This is a genomic window from Collinsella sp. AM33-4BH, from assembly GCF_003469205.1.
Taxonomy (GTDB): Bacteria; Actinomycetota; Coriobacteriia; order Coriobacteriales; family Coriobacteriaceae; genus Collinsella.
The window spans coordinates 1-18,419 of record NZ_QSIN01000005.1; the positions used below are offsets into that span (position 1 = coordinate 1).

Here is an 18,419-nt window from a genome sequence, read left to right on the forward strand (position 1 = left end):
AGCTGGCCGCTGCGCGGCCAGCAGACTAAAGTCTTGAAAAAAAGCGCCTCGCCCAAGACGGGCAAGGCGCCAAAGGTTGAAATGCATCCGCAAGCGGTCGAATTAGGTTAACCCTACTCGAAGCTCAGCTGCTCCAGGCGATCGAAGACCGTATCGATGCGGGTGAGGAAGTCCCACGGATCAAAAATCTCGTCGAGCTTCTCCTGGCTGACGGTGCAGCGCGGATCGGCCTCGAGACGCTCCTTAAAGGTGGGGCCAGAGACACAATCCTGCACCTCGTGCCAGGTGGCCATGGCGTTCTCCTGCACAATGGCGTACGCATCCTCGCGGGTGATACCCGTATCGACGAGGGCAAGCAGGACCTTGGAGGAGAAGATGAGGCCGCGGGTCTTGTTGAGATTGGCCATCATGCGGGCCGGATACAGCTGCAGGCCGTCGATAACGCGAATGAGGCACTGGAACATATGGTCAAGCGCGATGAAGCTATCGGCCTGGGCGACACGCTCGGCGGAAGAGTGTGAAATGTCGCGCTCGTGCCACAGGGCGACGTTGTCGAAGGCGACCTGGGCGTTGGACTTCACGACGCGCGACAGACCGCAGACCTTCTCCATGGTGATGGGGTTGCGCTTGTGTGGCATGGCGGAGCTGCCCTTTTGGCCCTTGCGGAAGGGCTCCTCGGCCTCGAGTGTATCGGTCTTCTGCAGGTTGCGGACCTCGGTCGCGATGCGCTCGCAGGTGGCCGCTGTAGTGGCAAGCACGCCGGCAAGATAGGCGTGGTGATCGCGGCTGATGACCTGCGTGGACAGCGGGTCGTGAACCAGACCCAGGTGCTCACAGACGTACTCCTCGACGAACGGCTCGATGGAGCTGTAGGTGCCGACGGCACCGGAGATGGCACCGAAGGCAACGTTCTTGCGAGCATCCTCAAGACGATCAAGGTCGCGCTTGAGTTCCCATGCCCAAGAGCCAAACTTCATGCCGAAGGTCATCGGCTCAGCATGGATGCCATGGGTGCGGCCAGCGCAAAGCGTATTGCGCTCCTCGAAGGCGCGGCGCTTGCAGATCACGCCGAGCTTCTTGACGTCCTCGATAATCAGGTCACACGCCTGAGTAAGCTGATAGCACAGAGCAGTATCACCCAGGTCGGAGCTGGTCATACCGTAGTGAACCCAGCGGCTGGGCTTGGGGTCGCCCTCGGGAACATCGGCGTCGATGTACTCCTTCATGTTGGTCAGGAAGGCGATGACATCGTGGCGCGTGACCTCCTCGATCTCATCGACCTTTGCCTTCTCAAAGTTGGCGTGGTCGCGGATCCACTGGGCTTCGTTTTTAGAAATGCCGATCTTGCCGAGCTCCGCCTGGGCCTCGCAGGCCAGGACCTCGATCTCCTGCCAAATGGCGTACTTGTTCTCGAGGGAGAAGATGTGTCCCATCTCCGGGCGGGTATAGCGATCGATCATAGCGGCTCCTTTTTGGTTATTGGCACGTTGGTCGTAACCCAACCATTGTACCGTGCGCAGGTGCAAGTATGGGCAGCAGGCATGAACCTAACATTTTGGAATTGGAGCGGGCATGGGGACATCCGCGTATTTGCTTCGCAAATCCGCACCGGCTGCGGTCGCCTATCGGCGACCTTGCCTGCTCGCTATAAACGCTTCGCGTTTATTTAACGCTCGCACCCTGTCGGGTTCGAGTCCCGGCACTTTATTGAAAAAGGCACAGTAACGAAACGTTACCGTGCCTGAAATTCGAATGGAGCGGGCAACGGGACTCGAACCCGCGAGTGTCAGCTTGGGAAGCTGATGCCTTACCACTTGGCGATGCCCGCATATGTGGGGGATAGTATAACGCGGTTGTCTTGTTCGATACAAGGGTGGTGATGCTTGTTTTAGCTGTGGAGATTCGTTTGAAAATCGCGTCAATTGTGGAGATGAGGACCTTTGACTTCCTGTTCACCTTATCTTCTACCTGCGCTTTTGCTTGATTGTTGTATTTGAGCTCAATTTGTCAGGAATTGGGCAAGCTTTTGGTCAGGCTCCGGTACTTACCCGCATGAACCTCGGGGGTAGCCTCATCCTACGCGTCGCAGCCTCCCCGTGCGGCGCACGAGGGATAAGGAGCAGCCATGTCCAACGCACCCACGCACTCTGTCCACAGCGCAATCGCAACAGGTCCGCTGCTCCTGCTCCTCTTCCTGCTTTTCGGCTGCCTGGCACCGGGAGCCGCATTTGCCGTCGATGGCTACGACCAGCTCGGCTTCCGCACTATCAGCGATAATTGTGGGCCCTTCTTTATCGGCAAGTATGAAGCTCAAGACGCCTCGATTGCCTACTGCATGAACCAGGAGCGTCCCGGCCCCACCAAGCCGGGCGGCCCATGGCTCAACTTTGATCAAGGCTGGGTGTGGCTCGACGACGAGTTCGCAGCAATCGTTTGTCACGGATATCCTACCGCCGCGTCGTTTGGCGGTTACCATCTTTCACCCGATCGCGCCCGCGCCGCCACCCAGCTTGCCGTATGGATGCTCAACGGCACTACCCATGTCGACGGCACCTACTCCTACACGACCGCTCAGGGCAAAACCAAGAGCGGGCACTTTACCGCCGACAATGAAGTCGTGGCGGCTGCGCGGTGGCTCCACGACAGCGCAAAATCAGGAAGCATCAAAGCCGCTCCGCACCGCGCGCGGCGCTATATAGGAACCGTATCGGGCGGCAGCAAACGTCAAGACATGCTCTATGTACTGCCGGCGGTCTCTGTTTCCTTCCAAAAGCAGTCTGCAAACGCTGCCATTACCAGCGGAAACAATACTTATCAGTTTGACGGGGCAACATTCGATGTTTTTGAGAGCGCCAGCGGCGCGCGTGTCGGCACCGTCCAGATGGACAGCAACGGTCGAGCGCAGGCAACACTCCTACCCAACACGGCATACTACCTAGTTGAGACAACAGCGCCAGCTGGTTATATCTCCCTGCACGATCGCATTGCCTTTACCACGACGAATAACGGCGGATACGTCACCATTGATGAACAACCCGGCACCATTACCTTGCGCATTGTAAAGCTCGACGCCGCAACGAATGCAGGCCCCCAAGTTGGAGCTTCGCTCGCAGGAGCAGAATTCGTGTGCGTATCGCAATCAACCCCTGGATGGACACAAACTCTCAGGACCGATGAAAGCGGTCGAGCTACCCTCACCGATGTCCCCCTGGGAACCTTTACCATCTATGAATCGAAGGCGCCCGAGGGCTATTTGCCCTCCGGTGACAGTTGGTCTTACACCGTTGGAGCCGACCAACTCGGCGATTCAGGCGTGGTCGAGATCGAATCTCGCGTTTCCAATATCCCCATTGCGTTTGACCTTGATATTTCCAAATTCAAGGACTACGGCAATAGCGATCAATCCGGCCTGGAGCAGCCGGCAGGAGATGTTGTCTTTGAGGTTGTCAGTAACAACTCTCAGCAGGTTGTTGGCACACTGACTACAAACATCTATGGCTTTGCCTCCACCAAAGACCAGCCCGAAGCATGGTTCGGCACAGGCAAGCGACCAGCCGGTGTCCACGGAGCCGTCCCATACGACCGCGCCGGCTACACGGTTCGTGAGGTTCCGGAAACCGTCCCCGAGGGTTTTAAACGTGCGGGGGAATGGACCGTCGAGGCCAATCAGATTTCCGACGGCGCCGAGCTTCAATATATCGTGGACAACCACGCCCTGTCGACGCATCTCCAGATTGTAAAACGCGATGCCCAAACAGGCGCCTCTGTTCCCCTAGCCGGATTCACCTTCCAACTCCTCGACAGCAATCACAAACCTGTCTCACAAACATGCTGGTATCCAGCATATAACGTAATGGACACCTTTACGACTGACGCGACCGGCACCGTCACACTGCCCGAATCGCTCATGCCGGGCACCTATTATGTACGCGAAACCTCGGCCAAAGAGCCCTATCTTGTCGGCGGAGAGATCGAGGTGAACATACCCGCCGATATAAACCTAACGCCCGTTGCAATCGTCTCGTATTATAACCACGCCGCGACCGGAAACATCAGGATCGTTAAAACCGATGCCGTAGACGGCAGCAGCCTCGCGGGCGCCACCTTTGAGATCCGTGCCTCAGGTGATATCGTGCGCCCCGACGGTAGCATTGCCGCGCTCGACGGTGAGACTGTCGCTACCGTCACGACGGATGAAACTGGAGAAGCACGCGCGGACGACCTCCCGCTGGGATCTGGCACCGCACGCTACGAGGTTGTCGAGACTCAAGCGCCGACCGGCTTCTTACTCGACCGGACGCACCATATCGTCGACCTTACCTATGCCGACCAGAAAACACCCGTTGTGGAAGCACGGCTTAACGTATCCGACGATTACACCAAGGTTGATATCTCCAAGGTCGATGCAAGCGGAGAGCAGGAAGTGAAAGGCGCACAGCTCACCTTATATGGTCCCGATAAAACCGAAATAGACTCCTGGACCTCATCCGACAAGCCGCACCGCATCGAACATCTTGCACCCGGCACCTACTCGTTGCGCGAAACGATGTCTCCGCGGACCTATGACCTTGCCGAGGAGATAACGTTTGAAATAAAGGATACGGGAGAAGTCCAATCCGTCGCGATGAAGGATGCGCCCATCGAGATCAAAGGACAGGTCGACAAGCGTCAGGAACTTGTCCAACCTATCGGGAAGGGTCTGTTGGCTAACGGCGATGGAAAAAACCGCGCCGCGATGCAAACCAATACGGATGGGCTTTTCTCCTATACCATCGATGCTCGAAACGATTCCGCTACTTGGGTTGATGAGTTTACGATTACCGATGATCTTGAGTGCGCCAAAGACGGCACGGCGAGATTCGTCTCAATCGAAACCCCTGTCGCCATCGGCGACCTCAACGGTCTGTGCAACGTGTGGTATCGCACGACGCCGTTGGACTCGACAGACGTCGATGAGCCGGCAAACGCGACGCTTGGCGATGGGCACGAAAATCCTTGGCTTGAGTCAGACGAAGTAAAAGAGAGTCTGGGTGAAGATTGCCGCCTCGTCGATTACGACGGCTGGCACCTCTGGAAGGCGGATGTCTCGACCACGGAATCCGCCACACTCGAGGCGAAAGAACTCGACCTTGCATCCAATACCGTCGTGACGGGCATTCGCATTGAATACGGTGCGGTAGCCGCCGACTTTACGACTCGAAGCGATACGGATTCTTGGACCCGTGATGATCTCAAAGATGAGCACGACGACCTTGACGATGCCAAAGCAATCCTTGGCACAGATGCTCGGGGCGCAGTCGTGCACATGCAGGCAACATCGGCTTACACACCCCAAACTGCACTCACCAACAGCGCACGCGTCGATCTTTGCCGCAACGGCGGCGGCGATAAACTTGAGTCACATGACGAGGACAGTGTCATTCAACGCTGTACCCTACCGCAGGACCTACCGGCAACAGGATCAGCTCCCATCGCCGCTTGCATCACCGCGCTCCTGACCTCGGGTGCCGCAGCCCTATGGTTCGCTCGCCTTAGGTCAATCCCAAAGAAGCGCTAGAGCGATGAAAAAGCGGGCGAGCCAGTCCCCCGGCTCGCCCGCTTTCAATCATTTAAATCGCCGCATCTACTCTGCAGACGAAGATCCACCATCAACGATTGCTTGCTCGGACTCAGGAATCCCATCGGCACCCGTGCTCTGTTCTTGCTCCACCTCTTCGCTGATTGCGGAGGCGGGGGTCGAGCCCTTCGCGCCCACGATGTAGGCAGCTCCAAGCCCTAACGCAATGGCAATCAAGGTCAAAATCACGTAGACAGGCCAATGGCGCTTAATATACGAAAACACGTTGACTCCTTAGAGCTCCGTCTACGAACGGCGGATAACCTCGGTCACGACCTCGGATACCGTGGCAATGTTCGTCGGGTTGACATTGTGGGGCAGGTCGTCCTCGGTACGAGCGCAAGCCAGACGCGTGCCGTCCACGCCGGCGATGGTGAGGGCTCGGCGGCTCGCCTCGAGCGCGGCGTAGGCATCGGTCTTGGCATAGGGCATCTCGAGCGCGCCACAATCGACATGGAACGACTTGCACACCTTGCTGACCAGGTTCATGATGCGGCGATCACCCTTGAGCAGCTGCTGTTCGCCCTCAACCGTCACCACCGAAAGCCTACCGGCGCCGACGGATTCAAGATTGATGAAGAAGACGCCGCGGAGCTTATCGCGATGCGAAGCCAAGAAGGCCTTCATACCGGAGCCATCACAATCCGAGGCGCCCGTTGCCACAAACCAGATATCGTGACCGAGCAGCTCATCGTCGCCCATAGAGGCGACAGCCGAGAGCATATCTTCGGAAGAAGCGCCGTCGGAAGACGTAGCGCCGCCCTTCCAGCCATCGTTATCGTCCTCGAAATTATCCCACGAACCGATGCCGCGACCGGACTTCTTGGCATCGTAATCGTCTTCGACGCCCAGCCAGTCACTCATGCTGTCCTGTTCGTTTTTCTTTTTACGACCGAACAGGCCGCCCAGGCCGCGCTTGCGAGACTTAGGTGCCGCAGGGGCGGGAGCCGAAATGGTCTCGATCGGCTGTGCGCCCGACGCAACGGGCATAGGAGGCGCAACGGGTGCCGATGTGGGTTCGGGACCCTGAGCGGTAGCAAAGGGGTCGTTGACCTGTGCGGAGGGATCGGGAAGGTCGAACAGCGACGTGCGAGACGCAACGTTTGTCTGCTTCATCGACGGCAGCGACGGATCGGGAACCGAAGCCAGCGGAGACGAGGAGGGTGCAGGCGACGGTGCCGACGCCGGATCGGGAACATTCATCTGCGGACGCGGCGATGCTTGGGAGGAAATCTGGGCCATAAGGGAATCGACCGTTTCGTCCTGAGTGGGAGCGACATCGGCAACCGTGGCACCGGAACCACTCGGGATCGGCATGGTGAAAATCTGCGTGGAGTAAGGCCTCGACCCATCTGTCTCGGGAGCCTCGGAAACCGCAGGCACTTCCTCCTGCTCGACCTCGGTCGAATCACCTTGATCGGCTGCCGCGTATTGCTCTTCGTCACAGTTGACCTCGACGGGCTCGTGCCCGGCGACATCTTGGATTTCGGCAGCATCAATAGGCTCGTCATCGTCTGCCGCGTCGCCCTGCTCATCGGAAACAGGAAGGGGCTCGGCAATCGCGGTGCCTTGCTTTTCAAACGTTATCGTGGAATCGAACTGCGCGGCATCAAACGACATGGTGCTATCGACGTGCTGCTGAGCCTCAAAGGACGTTGTAGCTTCGGCGGCGTCGACAGGCACGGACTGCATAGCCTCGTTCTGCTCGAACTCTTGCGCCGCGCGCTCACGTGCCGCCTCGGCTGCCTGCTGCTGAGCGATAGCCTCCTGCTCGGCAGCCTCGCGTGCGGCAGCGCGCTTCCCCTCGAAATCGTCGACAAATTTCCTGCCCTTTGCAAGCGCACCCTTAAAGAAGTTGGAAGCGCTGGCGCCAATCGAAGAGAACGCGGATGCAATATCGGCATGGGGCGTTGCCGCGGGAATCTCGGCCGAGAAATCAGTATCGCTCTCGTAAGACACGCGCCTCGGCTGTTCAGCGTAATCGTCGTCAGGCTCGTCCGTAACGTCTTGCGCCGGCGCGGCGGGAGCCAAAATGTCCAGTCCTGCCGCGGGATCGATCGCGGACACCGCCTCGGGCTCGGCAACGGCAGCGGCAACCGCGGCAGACTCATCATCCACGGCGACAACGGGCGCAGATGCAGTCACGACGGGGGCAGGCTCGGGCTCAAACGTCGGCTCCTCGCCTTCCTCGTAATCGAGCGTGCAGGACTCGGGAAGCATTCCGAGCGCACGGATGGCATCCGAACCAAAGCGGATGTTGCCGGCGGCATTGCGATAGAGCCTGGGCTCGGGCTCGGCCGCGACAGGCTCCTCCGCCGGCTCGGCAGTGGGAACCTCGTCATTGAACTCTTCGGCCTGGACAGCCTGATTCTGATCCTCGGGCACGATGGCGCCAATCAGCGTCTCGTCGGCAGACGCACCCTCAAAGCCCTCGATCTGCTCGTCGAAAGCCTCGCCCTGTTCGGGCTCGGTCTGAGCGTCGGGAGCAATCGGCTGACCGAACTCGTCCTCGGCGTAGGTAGGCTCTTCATACTCGATGGTGTTGCCGTAGTCGTTTTGCTGTTGGGCCGCGGCATACTCCGCTGCTGCGCGCGCCATCTCCTCGGCACGACGCTTCTGCTCCCCAAAATAGGTATCGAACGGAACATCGTCGGGAAACTCGTTTTCGCCCTGGAAGGGAGCAACGTTGTCCATAACGCCGAGCATAGCGGCGACAGAAGACTTGTTGCACACTGCGCCGGACGTATAGGGAAGCACAAAACGGTTAGAAATGATGTTTGCCGCGTTGGCGAGCGCAACGAGGGAAGCGAGGATCGCGACAATCCACAGCAGAACCTTGAGCGCGCCGGGGAGCGGCAGGATACGCAAGATGGCAACGGCAGCAGGGGCAACCGTGGCAACGGGCAACAGCTTGGCGATGAGCGCACGATACGAAGCATAGGGCTCGCGGGCGAGCAGCTCAGCACGGGGAGAGTCGTAGTGTGCGACAACGACCACCGGGCGGTTGCGCGGAGACGCGAGCGGGCCCGAGGCCTTGTGGTAGGCGATGACATTTTGGCTCACGCCCGTCTTGCCCAGGCGCGAAACCACGGGGTGGCCCGTGCGCTCGAGCACGTAAAGAACGGCGCCGACAATGGCCAGCAAGGTGCCGACCAAGCCGATGCCGCCACCGATGCCCATCAGCAGGGCGGCGGCAAACGCAAGAATACCGGTAACGGCAAATGCCAACCTGCTGGGCGCCGGGGCATTGAACTCCTGAACCTCGGGATCAAAGCCGTGGTTGCGGAAGATCTGAGCGATATCCTCGGCAGCCAAGCGCTCTTCTTCGCTGCATGCCGGCGTGATGCCGGTGTTCTGCAGCAGGTGGTTAATATAGTTCTGGGTGTTCGCCATGTGCGCTCCACATCCATAATCCGACAAATAGGCCCAATGCATGCACATTAGAACCGTATATAGTCGAAAGTATACCCCGAGCGAGCGCAAACGACCGAATTCGGGCCATCTTAACGCCCCGAGCGGACAAGGATATAGCCTAATCTCCATATCGGACTAAAATCATGGCAGCAAACCACCTTCTCATGCGAGGACTCTATGACGGCAAGCGACGCGACCGCGACAATTAAAAAGGGGAATTCGGAGCCCAGTTTCGATAAAACGGCTCAGCGCATCCTCAATCTTTTCTTTGTGCTCAACAGCTCCCCCGAACCGCTGACGACCGAGCAGATCGTCTTGGATTCTGACCTGGGATATGGCTCGGGCAATATCGACTCGGATAAGCGCAAGTTTCGGCGCGATCGTGACAAACTGCTCGAACGCGGCATCTTAATCAAGGAGGTTCGCCCCGCCGGCGCGCAGGAGACCGAGGAAAGCTCATGGACAATCGACCGCGAGCACACGTTTGCGGCAGGCGGCCTCATCACCGCAGACGACGCCGATATCCTGCTCAACGCTATCGACCAGACAATAGCGGCCGGCTCATCCACTTTTGCCGCGCCGCTTGCCGATATTCGTTCCAAGATTGCCTACCTCACCGGCAGGACGACGGCGGACGAAGCACCGATCCGCCGCTCTCCCACCGTCGATGCGGTATGGAGCGCCTTTGCCGAGCGATGCGCGCTGCGATTTTTATATCAGAACGGACGCGGTGAGCAGAAAGAGCGTACCGTCTGCGTCTACGGCATGTTCGAGCGCGAGGGCGTTGCGTACTTCTGCGGCCTCGACAATGCCACCGACGACATCAGGACATTCCGCTGCGACCGTATCGTTCGCGCTTGGCGTCCTTCGAAGGCCTACGCCATCCCTGCAGACTTCAATCTCAACGACTACCTGTTCTTTGAATTCGATTTTGCCGACCGCCCGCCCGTTGCGGCTACGTTCTCGTTCGCCCCGCAGACGCAGATCGATATGATCAACGGCCTCACGCGCGGGCGAGGTGAGCTCGCACACACCGATTCGGGATGGACTTGGACCGTTGACGTGCGCGATCTTGAAGCCGCCGCCTCATTTTGCATGGCCCACGCCATGGACGGCATGAGGCCCATGGCCCCCAAATCGCTCAAGCAGGCGTGGAACCACCTCATTGAAAGGACGGTGCACGAGCATGCCCGTGCGTAAACTCACCAGCGAGCAGAGGCTCTCGCGCGCCGTCGACATCATGGAGGCCCTCTACGCCGCCGGCGAGAGCGGCATGACACGAACCGAGATTTGCAGTCGCTTTGACATCACGGGGGCGTCGCTCGACGAGATTCTCGAGATCGTCTCGACGCTCGCGGACCGAGAATCGGGTGCGCGTATCATCTGCGAATGCCACGGCGAGCGCGTGGTCCTCACCGGTGACGCCGGGCGTGTACTACCGCTGCGCCTGAGTGCCGCCGAGGGCGCTGTGCTCAACCACGAACTTGAATCGTTGGGGATCGAGCCCCAGGCGGCGGCTCGAATTCGACATGCTCTTCTACCCGAAGAGCTCGGCTATAACCAGCACGTCTTTGACACCGTCAACCACGGGTCGCACTGGCAGCAGCTGAGCTGCGCCATTCAGGACGGTGTTCGCTGTCGTATCTCGTATCGCTCGATGGACGATGCGCGGCCACGCGAGCGTCTGGTCGACCCCTTGCGCATTACAGCAAACGGCGACCAAACATATCTGATTGCCTGGGACATCGCGGTCGATGAGCAGCGCACCTATCGCATGGATAAAATCGAGGGACTCGCCTTGACGGAAGACTCCGTCGTGCCTCACGCACCGGACGTTGCATCCCTCCACGATTCCCTTGCCCGGACGCAGCGTAGCGCAAAGCTCTTGATGCCATTCGATATGGCGGAGCATCTGGACTGGGCCGGCATCACCCTAATCGAACGCAGCGGGACAGACATGGCAACGGTAACCGTACATTACGGCTCCGAGCGTTGGCTGCTGAGCCAGATAATCGCAGCGGGCGGAGCCATCCGCATCTTGGATGACCCCGCCCTGTCAAAGCGTCTGTGCGATATGGCAAAAACCCTCATCTGTCCGCTTTAGCGCCGCCGCTCGTGGCGTGCACGCCACAGCTGTAGATAGTGCCCGATCTGCGCCGATTCGATGCGCTGGTAGGAGCTCGTGGGCAGCGACGTTAAGAACTTCTTTCCGTAGCCCTTCGTCACCAGGCGCGGGTCGGCCAGAATCAGCACGCCGCAATCGGTCGACGAGCGGATAAGGCGGCCGGCCGCCTGCTTGACCTCGAGCACTGCCTCAGGCAGCGAATAGCGCGCCCAAGCGCGGTCTTCGCGCAGGTTGCGCTCGCACGAGAGCGGGTCCGTGGGGCTCGAGAACGGCAGCTTGGGAATGATGACGCAGCGCAGCGTCTCGCCGCTGGCGTCAAACCCCTCCCAGAAGGCCTTAAGCGCAAAAAGCGATGAGGTTGGCTCGTTGATAAACCGGTCGCGCAGGCGACGAGGAGATGAGTTGCGCTGCTGGCAGTTGAGTTCCAGGCCCGCACGAGCCATCTTGGGCTCGACGCGATCGTACAGCTCCTCCATGTCACGCCTGTTGGTGAACAGCGTGAGCACCGAGCCGCCCATGGCAAGATGAGCGTCGACCAGCACGCGCTCGAGCGCCGTAAGATAGCTCTCACGATCGCGCGGATCGGGGATATCGCCCGCAACGACTACAGCCATGTTCGAATCGAAGTCGTAGCTCGAGTCCAAGTGCAGCGATGAGGATGTTGAAGCACCGATGCGATCGAGGCCGACCGCATGGTTAAAGTGTTCAAAGCTTTTGGACACCGTCATGGTCGCCGAGGCAAAGATAGCCGTGTGAACCTCGGGCAGCCACTCGGTTGCCAAGGCCTCGCCAATATCGATGCGCTCCGCGGTCATCGACTCGCCGCCGGCACGCAGCCTGCGATTGACCTGCAGCGAATACACGTAGTGTTCATCGGTGCCGTCAATGATGAGCTTGAGGTTCTCGGCCAGCTCGTGCAGGCGGCGCGAGATATCACCCAGGTCGACAACAACCTCGGGCTTGTCGGCGGCGACGGCTTGTACCAGCGCGTCGACGCTCTTGTCAGCTTGTTCCAATGTGCCGATGGCAGCGTAGGCCGACTGTAAGAAATCATGCCAGTCGTCAGATTCGCGCAGCTCGGGGCCAATCCATAGATTGGCATTGTCATAGCCCCCACGGGCACGGCGACCGAGCTCGCGAACGCCATCGAACACGCCGGCGATCGCCATGCTCGCGCGCGCAACCGTCGACGTCGCCTTGGCAGTAAGGCCCAGATAGAGCGTAGAGCCCTCGGAGGTTGCCAAATCACGGGAAACCTGGCTTAGCGCGCCGGTGCTCGAGCCACCCAGACGCTCAAACAGAACGCGTGATTCGTCCGCCGACACCACGCGCGCCCATTGACGGCGTGCCTCGCGCTCGATGGAATGGGCCTCGTCGATTACCCAATGACGAATCGGGGGCAAGATTCTGCCCTCGGCCGCAACATTGCGGAACAGCAGGGAATGGTTGGTGACCACCACATCGGCATGCGCCGCGCGACGGCGGGCGCCGTGGACTAGGCATTTATCGGGGAAAAACGGGCATAGGCGACGGGCGCACTCGCGCGACGCCGTCGTAAAGTCGGGACGGTTGACGCTGCGCCAGCGAATGCCGAGCGAGTCGAGGTCGCCATCGGCCGACTGACACACGTACGCCATGATGACCGCGACTGCCGTAAGCGTGTCGGCAGGATCACGCTTAGTCGTAATTTCGACTTGGCCGCGGCTCATGCGCTCAAGCTTGCGCAAGCATGGATAGTGGTCATAGCCCTTGAGGGCGCAAAACGATAGGCCTCCGTCCAGCTGCTCAGCAAGTTTGGGCAGCTCGTGATACATGAGCTGGTCGGCAAGATTATTCGATTTAGTCGCGATACCCACCGTGATGTTGTTGCGTCGCGCGGCCTCGGCAAAAGGCACCAGGTAAGCCATCGATTTGCCGACGCCCGTCCCCGCCTCAATCACGCGATGCGTTCCCGTAACGAGCGCGTCACGGACCTCGAGCGCCATCGCGATCTGCTCATCGCGCGGCTCGTAGGTGGGATACATGCGATTGACCAGGCCGCCCGGGGCATAGTCCGCCTCGATTTCCTCGCGGCTCGGCATCTTAAGGACCGGTAGCTCGTCCGCATCAACGCGATCATCGGCCCGATCGGCCTTGAGAACGTCGGCGCGGGCGGCGCTGAGAGAGAAGATGGAACCGGGGTTCTGTCCCGCCAAGAAGGAGAAGATGGGACGATAGGACCAGGGTACGTCGGGGTACATGTCGGCCAGGCGCGCCATCAAGCCCTGAGGCAAGTCGGTGAGCGCCACGAGTAACACGCGCCACACACCACACAAGGCGTCGACATCGGCGTTGGCGCGATGCGACACCGAGTCGCAGCCAAACAGGTCGGCCATGAAAGACAGCTTATGCGAGGCCAGGCGCGGAAGCGCGATGCGCGACAGTGCCAACGAATCGATCCAGATGTCACTGACGTTGACGCCGCCCTTGACCGACTCGATAAACGAGCGGTCGAAGGTGGCGTTATGTGCGATCACCGGGCAGCCGCCGACAAAATCGGCGAGAGCGGCGACAGCCTCAACGGCCGACGGGGCATCTGCCACATCGGCGTTTGTAATGCTCGTGAGCTCGGTAATCTCGGCGGGAATCAGCTGCTTGGGATGCACGAAGGTATCGAAGCGATCGACAACCTCGCGGCCCGAAAGGCGAGCCGCCGATATCTCGATAAGCTCGTTGTCCTGCACCGAAAGACCCGTGGTCTCGGTATCGAGGACGATAACATCTTCCTCGATGAGACCAAACGCTTGGGTTTTGGCGCGCTCGGCAAGCGTGGCATAGGAATCGATGACAAACTGCGGCGTTCCCGACGAAACAGCGTCCTCGATTAGCATGCAACGCCCGCTCGACGAAGTCCCATGCGAATCAGGCTGTCACAGACCTGCGGGAACGTCATGTCATCGGTGTGGCGAATCTCATCCGGATACAGCGACGTATCGGTCATGCCGGGAATCGTGTTGGTCTCGAGGATAACGGGGCCGTCCTCGCTCACGATAAAATCGCTGCGCGAGATACCCAGGCAGCCGAGTGCCTTATGGGCAGCACAGGCAAGCTCCTGGGCACGAGCGTAGTTCTCGGGCGAAATCTGCGCCGGAATGCGATGGATGTCCGTAGGGTCGACATACTTCACGTCCAGATCGTAGAACTCGCAGTCCTCGGGCTTACGGATCTCGACAATCGGCAGGGCGCGCACGTCATCCTCGCCGTATACGCCGACGGTGATCTCGGTACCCTCGATACACTTCTCGACCAGCACTTTGTCGCCAAACTCAAACGCCTTGGCGATAGCCGCAGGCAGCTCGGAGGGCTCGTGGACCAGGGAAATGCCATAGCTGGAACCGTTGACGGCCGGTTTCACAAAGCAACGCTCGCCACAGACCTCGACAACGTGATCGATATCGACTTCATCGCCCACTTCGAGCGCAAGGCCGGGGGCAATGGGAATGCCCGCCTTGGCGTATAGGAGCTTCGAGACCTCCTTGTCGGCACCGCAGGCGCTGGCAAGTACGCCCGAGGCCGTGTAGGGGATACCCAGGGTCTCCATGGCACCCTGCATGGCGCCATCCTCACCGCCGGCGCCGTGCATGGCGATAAATGCCACATCGAATCCGCCGGTCGCCATGGTTACCATAAAGTCATCAGCGGCCGTGTCAAGCAGCTCCACCGAGGTGTAGCCGGCTTCCTTCAGTGCCACCACAACGTTCTTTCCCGAATCGAGCGAGATCTCGCGCTCGGCGGAATGACCGCCCGCCAAGACCGCTACGTGCATGTTCTCTAGGCTTTTACCCGGCATGGGCAGACTCCTCCTCTATAATTTCTGCAGCTGATACCATATTGTAGCGATACCCTCTACGTTTCCCCAAAATCGAAAGGCTTCCATGAATCCCAGGACTAAATCTCAGGACATTCGCGACTTGAGCCAAAACGATATTCGCGAGCTCGTGGCCGAACTTGGCCAGCCCGCCTTCCGCGCGAAGCAGCTCATCGAATGGGTCTTTGAGAAGAACGTTTGTTCGTTTGACGATATGACCAACCTTCCCAAGGCTTTCCGCGAGCAGCTTAAAGAGGCTTTTGCCTTTGATACGCCGACTGAACTCACCAAGCAGGTTTCCAAAGATGGCTCGCGCAAGTATCTGCTCGAGTACCACGATGGCATTTCCGTCGAGACTGTCGGCATGCCCCGTCGTAACAAGCTTTCCGTCTGCGTTTCCACCCAGGCAGGCTGCGGCATGGGCTGCGCCTTTTGCGCCACCGGTCTCAACGGCCTCAAGCGCTCTCTGACCGCTCAAGAGATCGTCGACCAGGTGCTTCATGTATCCAACGACTTTGGCGAGCGTGCCACAAGTGTTGTCTTCATGGGCCAGGGCGAGCCGTTTGCCAACTACGACGAGGTTCTCAAGGCACTGCGTATCCTCAACGACCCCGATGGCATCGGTATCGGCGCTCGTCACCTCACCGTCTCTACCAGCGGCGTTATTCCCGGTATTCGCAAATTTGCCGATATCCCCGAGCAGTTCACTCTTGCCGTTTCCCTGCATTCCGCCATCCAGTCGACGCGCAATAAGCTCATGCCCGGTGTTAAGAAGTACACGCTGCTTCGCCTTCACGAAGCGCTTCAGCTCTACACCGAGAAGACTGGCCGCCGCCCGACCTATGAGTATGCCATGATCGAAGGCGTCAACGACACGAATCCCGAGATGCAGGCACTCTGCGACTTCTGCGAGGGAACGCTGTGCCACGTTAACCTGATTCAACTTAACGACATCGAGGGCAGCCCGCTCAAGCCGTCGCCGATTCATAAGGTTGAGGATCTTCAGCGTCGTCTTGAGTCCCGTGGCATCGAGACCACGATTCGTAACTCCCGTGGTAACGATATTGACGCCGCTTGCGGACAGCTGAAACAGCGCTTCAAAGTTCAGAAGAACGCATAGGGGAGTCGCACCCCAAAACGTTTCATGTGAAACATCGAACGACCCCGGTTGCAGAATATGCAACCGGGGTCGTTTCATTTATTGACCTTAATTTTGAATCAGCTGCTACGATTATGAATCAGCTGCCACTGGTCTCAATTATTACGGCCATAATAAGGGGTCCTTGTCTCGTGAATCAGACAAGGACCCCTCAAAATTTACTGAGTAATTGTTAGGTACCTAATAGCCCACATTTTCCCATTGGTTGCTAACCCAACCTTGATTAATCTTGGGATTCTTCGTTACCTGAGCAGTTCGCATGGCAACATCTTCTGTCATAACACCCATTTTCTTCTTGGACGTATCGACGATATCTTGCGCACCACGAAGCAAACGACCTCGGAGCTCATCGTCTGTCGCGATTTTATAGCCAGCAAAGGCACCAGCCGCGACAGTCGTCGCCAATGCAATCGCAGTTAAAATCTTATTCCTCATCTTGGTCTCCTTGATCAAACTGAATCATTTCACCAAGAATACGAGAGAGTTCTTCCTCGTCTTTAAACTCAATCTCAATCTTATTCTTTCCACGTGAGCTCTTCACACGTACGTTGGTATTAAATACCTGACGAAGTACACGGGCAGCTTTTTTAAAAGACTGAGGCGTTGCAGGCCTCGACGTTTTAGGCGTCTCTCCGGCAGAAAACAACGGAGCAAGATTTTCTGTCGCTCTTACGGAAAGACCCTCTGCAACAACCTTCTCAGCAAGTCGAATTCGAGCGTCCTCATAGGGAACAGCAAGAATCGCACGTGCATGACCAGCAGTAAGTTTACCCTCAAAAATCATCTGCTGAACAACTTCGGGGAGATCGAGAAGGCGCAGTGAGTTTGTAATTGCAGAGCGTGACTTGCTTACAGCCTTCGACAATGCCTCTTGGGTCATACCACTGGCATCAATGAGCTGGCGATACCCCTTGGCTTCTTCAACGGGATTCAGATCAGAACGCTGAAGGTTTTCGATAAGTGCAAGGGCCAGCATCTCTTCATCATTAACATCTTTAATGATGACAGGCAGTTCCTCAAGACCAGCAAGCTTTGACGCTTGGTAACGACGTTCACCAGCAATGATCTCATAGCCGTTTCTGTGCTTGCGAACCAAAAGCGGCTGCAAAACACCATGCTCTTGGATTGACTCACTCAACTCGCGAAGTTCAGTTTCGTTAAAGTGAATTCGCGGCTGATTAGGGTTGGGAACGATATCCTCAATAGGGAGTTTTGTTTCAGATGCGGCATTTGAAGCAGATGCAGCCGAACCACCGGTCTCATATTCGGCCTCTGAGACCAAAGCATTGAGACCACGTCCTAATCCGCCACGTTTCTTTGCACTAGGCACGCTTGATCACCTCTTTTGCAAGGTTCATATACGCTTTTGCACCCTTATTTTGAGGTGCATAGGTAATTACCGGTTCTCCAAAAGACGGAGCTTCGGAGATTTTAACTGTACGGGGAATCAACGTCTTAAACGCCTTATCACCAAAGTACGATTGAACCTCCTCAACAACCTGATTCGACAGAGAAGTACGCGAGTCATACATGGTCATAAGCACGCCATAGGTGTCTAAGCCCTTGTTCAGACGTGATTTGACCATCTTCATTGACTCAAGCAGCTTCGTAACACCCTCAAGTGCATAATACTCGCACTGGATCGGAATCAAAACACTGTCTGCTGCAGTCAGGGCGTTGATTGTAAGCAAGCCGAGCGAAGGAGGACAGTCAATGAAAATAAAATCGAACTCGTCCTGAATTGGCTCAAGCAAATCTTTGAGGCGGGTTTCACGAGCAATTGCGCTTACGAGCTCAATTTCCGCGCCTGCAAGCTGAATGGTAGCCGGAATTACGAATACCTTTTTGCAATTTGTATCAAGAACAAGTGATTCTGCCGGCACATCATTCAACAATGCATCATAGATGCAGCGATCAAGGTCTTCTTTTTCAATTCCGAATCCACTGGTGCTGTTTCCCTGCGGATCAAAATCGACAATCAGTGTCTTACGACCCTGCTCACCCAGTGCTGCTGCAAGGTTTACAGCCGTCGTCGACTTACCGACACCGCCTTTTTGATTGATGATTGCAATGATACGCGTGTCTTTTGCGCTCTTAGAACGCTTAACGTCGCGAAATCCCACGGTCCCTCCTGGTGTGTATTAATGCTGTCAAACGGAGGATGTTTCACGCGAAACATTCCGATTCGATATCAACCGCCATGTTTCACGTGAAACACTGCAAGTTGTTAGTATCCATTATGTTTCACGTGAAACAT

At 57.7% G+C, this 18,419-nt stretch carries 12 protein-coding genes and 1 tRNA gene; 4 read left to right on the top strand and 9 right to left on the bottom strand.

All coding sequences use genetic code 11. The features are described 5' to 3' along the window. Nucleotides 1–113 precede the first annotated feature (113 nt). Nucleotides 114–1,460, bottom strand: coding sequence for an adenylosuccinate lyase (gene purB, locus DW821_RS04855; RefSeq protein WP_117798115.1), 1,347 nt, complete (start codon nucleotides 1,458–1,460; stop codon nucleotides 114–116). A gap of 293 nt (nucleotides 1,461–1,753) precedes the next feature. Then, nucleotides 1,754–1,828, bottom strand: a tRNA-Gly gene (locus DW821_RS04860). A 297-nt stretch (nucleotides 1,829–2,125) separates the two neighbouring features. Between DW821_RS04860 and DW821_RS04865 the strand changes: the two genes are divergently transcribed. Next, a complete protein-coding gene (locus tag DW821_RS04865; protein ID WP_118065878.1) occupies nucleotides 2,126–5,557 on the top strand; it encodes a SpaA isopeptide-forming pilin-related protein in 3,432 nt (1,143 codons plus the stop codon). 66 nt (nucleotides 5,558–5,623) lie between these two features. Here DW821_RS04865 and DW821_RS04870 read toward each other — a convergent pair whose 3' ends face one another. Beyond that, complete coding sequence (locus DW821_RS04870) at nucleotides 5,624–5,842, bottom strand: hypothetical protein (RefSeq protein WP_117776722.1); 219 nt, start codon at nucleotides 5,840–5,842, stop codon at nucleotides 5,624–5,626. Nucleotides 5,843–5,863: 21 nt separating this feature from the next. After that, nucleotides 5,864–9,010 (bottom strand): hypothetical protein, encoded by a 3,147-nt coding sequence (locus DW821_RS04875; RefSeq protein ID WP_118065880.1) that lies wholly within the window; start codon nucleotides 9,008–9,010, stop codon nucleotides 5,864–5,866. Nucleotides 9,011–9,208: 198 nt separating this feature from the next. Here DW821_RS04875 and DW821_RS04880 point away from each other — a divergent pair, with 198 nt between their 5' ends. Both DW821_RS04880 and DW821_RS04885 read left to right on the top strand, forming a co-directional pair. After that, on the top strand, nucleotides 9,209–10,231 hold the full coding sequence (locus DW821_RS04880) for a YafY family protein (protein WP_117647825.1): 1,023 nt from the start codon (nucleotides 9,209–9,211) through the stop codon (nucleotides 10,229–10,231). Further along, nucleotides 10,218–11,135, top strand: coding sequence for a YafY family protein (locus DW821_RS04885; RefSeq protein WP_118065882.1), 918 nt, complete (start codon nucleotides 10,218–10,220; stop codon nucleotides 11,133–11,135). The genes DW821_RS04880 and DW821_RS04885 overlap by 14 nt, the downstream gene beginning before the upstream one ends. On the opposite strand, the gene DW821_RS04890 is transcribed toward DW821_RS04885, so the two are convergent. Together DW821_RS04890 and DW821_RS04895 are read right to left on the bottom strand one after the other, a co-directional pair. Then, nucleotides 11,132–14,026 carry a helicase C-terminal domain-containing protein gene (locus DW821_RS04890; protein ID WP_118065884.1) on the bottom strand — a complete coding sequence of 965 codons (2,895 nt, stop codon included), beginning with the start codon at nucleotides 14,024–14,026 and terminating at the stop codon, nucleotides 11,132–11,134. The genes DW821_RS04885 and DW821_RS04890 overlap by 4 nt on opposite strands. After that, nucleotides 14,020–14,985 (bottom strand): D-alanine--D-alanine ligase, encoded by a 966-nt coding sequence (locus DW821_RS04895; RefSeq protein WP_117843531.1) that lies wholly within the window; start codon nucleotides 14,983–14,985, stop codon nucleotides 14,020–14,022. The genes DW821_RS04890 and DW821_RS04895 overlap by 7 nt, the downstream gene beginning before the upstream one ends. Before the next feature lie 85 nt (nucleotides 14,986–15,070). Between DW821_RS04895 and rlmN the strand changes: the two genes are divergently transcribed. Next, nucleotides 15,071–16,123 carry a 23S rRNA (adenine(2503)-C(2))-methyltransferase RlmN gene (gene rlmN, locus DW821_RS04900; RefSeq protein ID WP_055251319.1) on the top strand — a complete coding sequence of 351 codons (1,053 nt, stop codon included), beginning with the start codon at nucleotides 15,071–15,073 and terminating at the stop codon, nucleotides 16,121–16,123. 219 nt (nucleotides 16,124–16,342) lie between these two features. Here the strand turns inward: rlmN and DW821_RS04905 are convergent, their stop codons facing one another. The 3 genes from DW821_RS04905 to DW821_RS04915 are packed head-to-tail and all read right to left on the bottom strand — an operon-like array spanning nucleotide 16,343 to nucleotide 18,285. Continuing rightward, the gene (locus tag DW821_RS04905) at nucleotides 16,343–16,597 is read right to left on the bottom strand and encodes a hypothetical protein (RefSeq protein ID WP_118065886.1); all 255 of its coding nucleotides are present in this window, start codon (nucleotides 16,595–16,597) and stop codon (nucleotides 16,343–16,345) included. Next, nucleotides 16,587–17,492, bottom strand: coding sequence for a ParB/RepB/Spo0J family partition protein (locus DW821_RS04910; protein ID WP_199584281.1), 906 nt, complete (start codon nucleotides 17,490–17,492; stop codon nucleotides 16,587–16,589). Before DW821_RS04910 ends, DW821_RS04905 begins: the two co-directional genes overlap by 11 nt. After that, nucleotides 17,485–18,285, bottom strand: coding sequence for a ParA family protein (locus tag DW821_RS04915; protein ID WP_117584022.1), 801 nt, complete (start codon nucleotides 18,283–18,285; stop codon nucleotides 17,485–17,487). The genes DW821_RS04910 and DW821_RS04915 overlap by 8 nt, the downstream gene beginning before the upstream one ends. Between the last annotated feature and the right edge of the window lie 134 nt (nucleotides 18,286–18,419).

Excerpts from the sequence above, each read along its gene's own strand:
- purB (WP_117798115.1), bottom strand. The coding sequence starts at position 1,460 with ATGATCGATCGCTATACCCGCCCGGAGATGGGACACATCTTCTCCCTC.
- DW821_RS04865 (WP_118065878.1), top strand. The coding sequence starts at position 2,126 with ATGTCCAACGCACCCACGCACTCTGTCCACAGCGCAATCGCAACAGGT.
- DW821_RS04875 (WP_118065880.1), bottom strand. The coding sequence starts at position 9,010 with ATGGCGAACACCCAGAACTATATTAACCACCTGCTGCAGAACACCGGC.
- DW821_RS04880 (WP_117647825.1), top strand. The coding sequence starts at position 9,209 with ATGACGGCAAGCGACGCGACCGCGACAATTAAAAAGGGGAATTCGGAG.
- DW821_RS04885 (WP_118065882.1), top strand. The coding sequence starts at position 10,218 with ATGCCCGTGCGTAAACTCACCAGCGAGCAGAGGCTCTCGCGCGCCGTC.
- DW821_RS04890 (WP_118065884.1), bottom strand. The coding sequence starts at position 14,026 with ATGCTAATCGAGGACGCTGTTTCGTCGGGAACGCCGCAGTTTGTCATC.
- DW821_RS04895 (WP_117843531.1), bottom strand. The coding sequence starts at position 14,985 with ATGCCGGGTAAAAGCCTAGAGAACATGCACGTAGCGGTCTTGGCGGGC.
- rlmN (WP_055251319.1), top strand. The coding sequence starts at position 15,071 with ATGAATCCCAGGACTAAATCTCAGGACATTCGCGACTTGAGCCAAAAC.
- DW821_RS04905 (WP_118065886.1), bottom strand. The coding sequence starts at position 16,597 with ATGAGGAATAAGATTTTAACTGCGATTGCATTGGCGACGACTGTCGCG.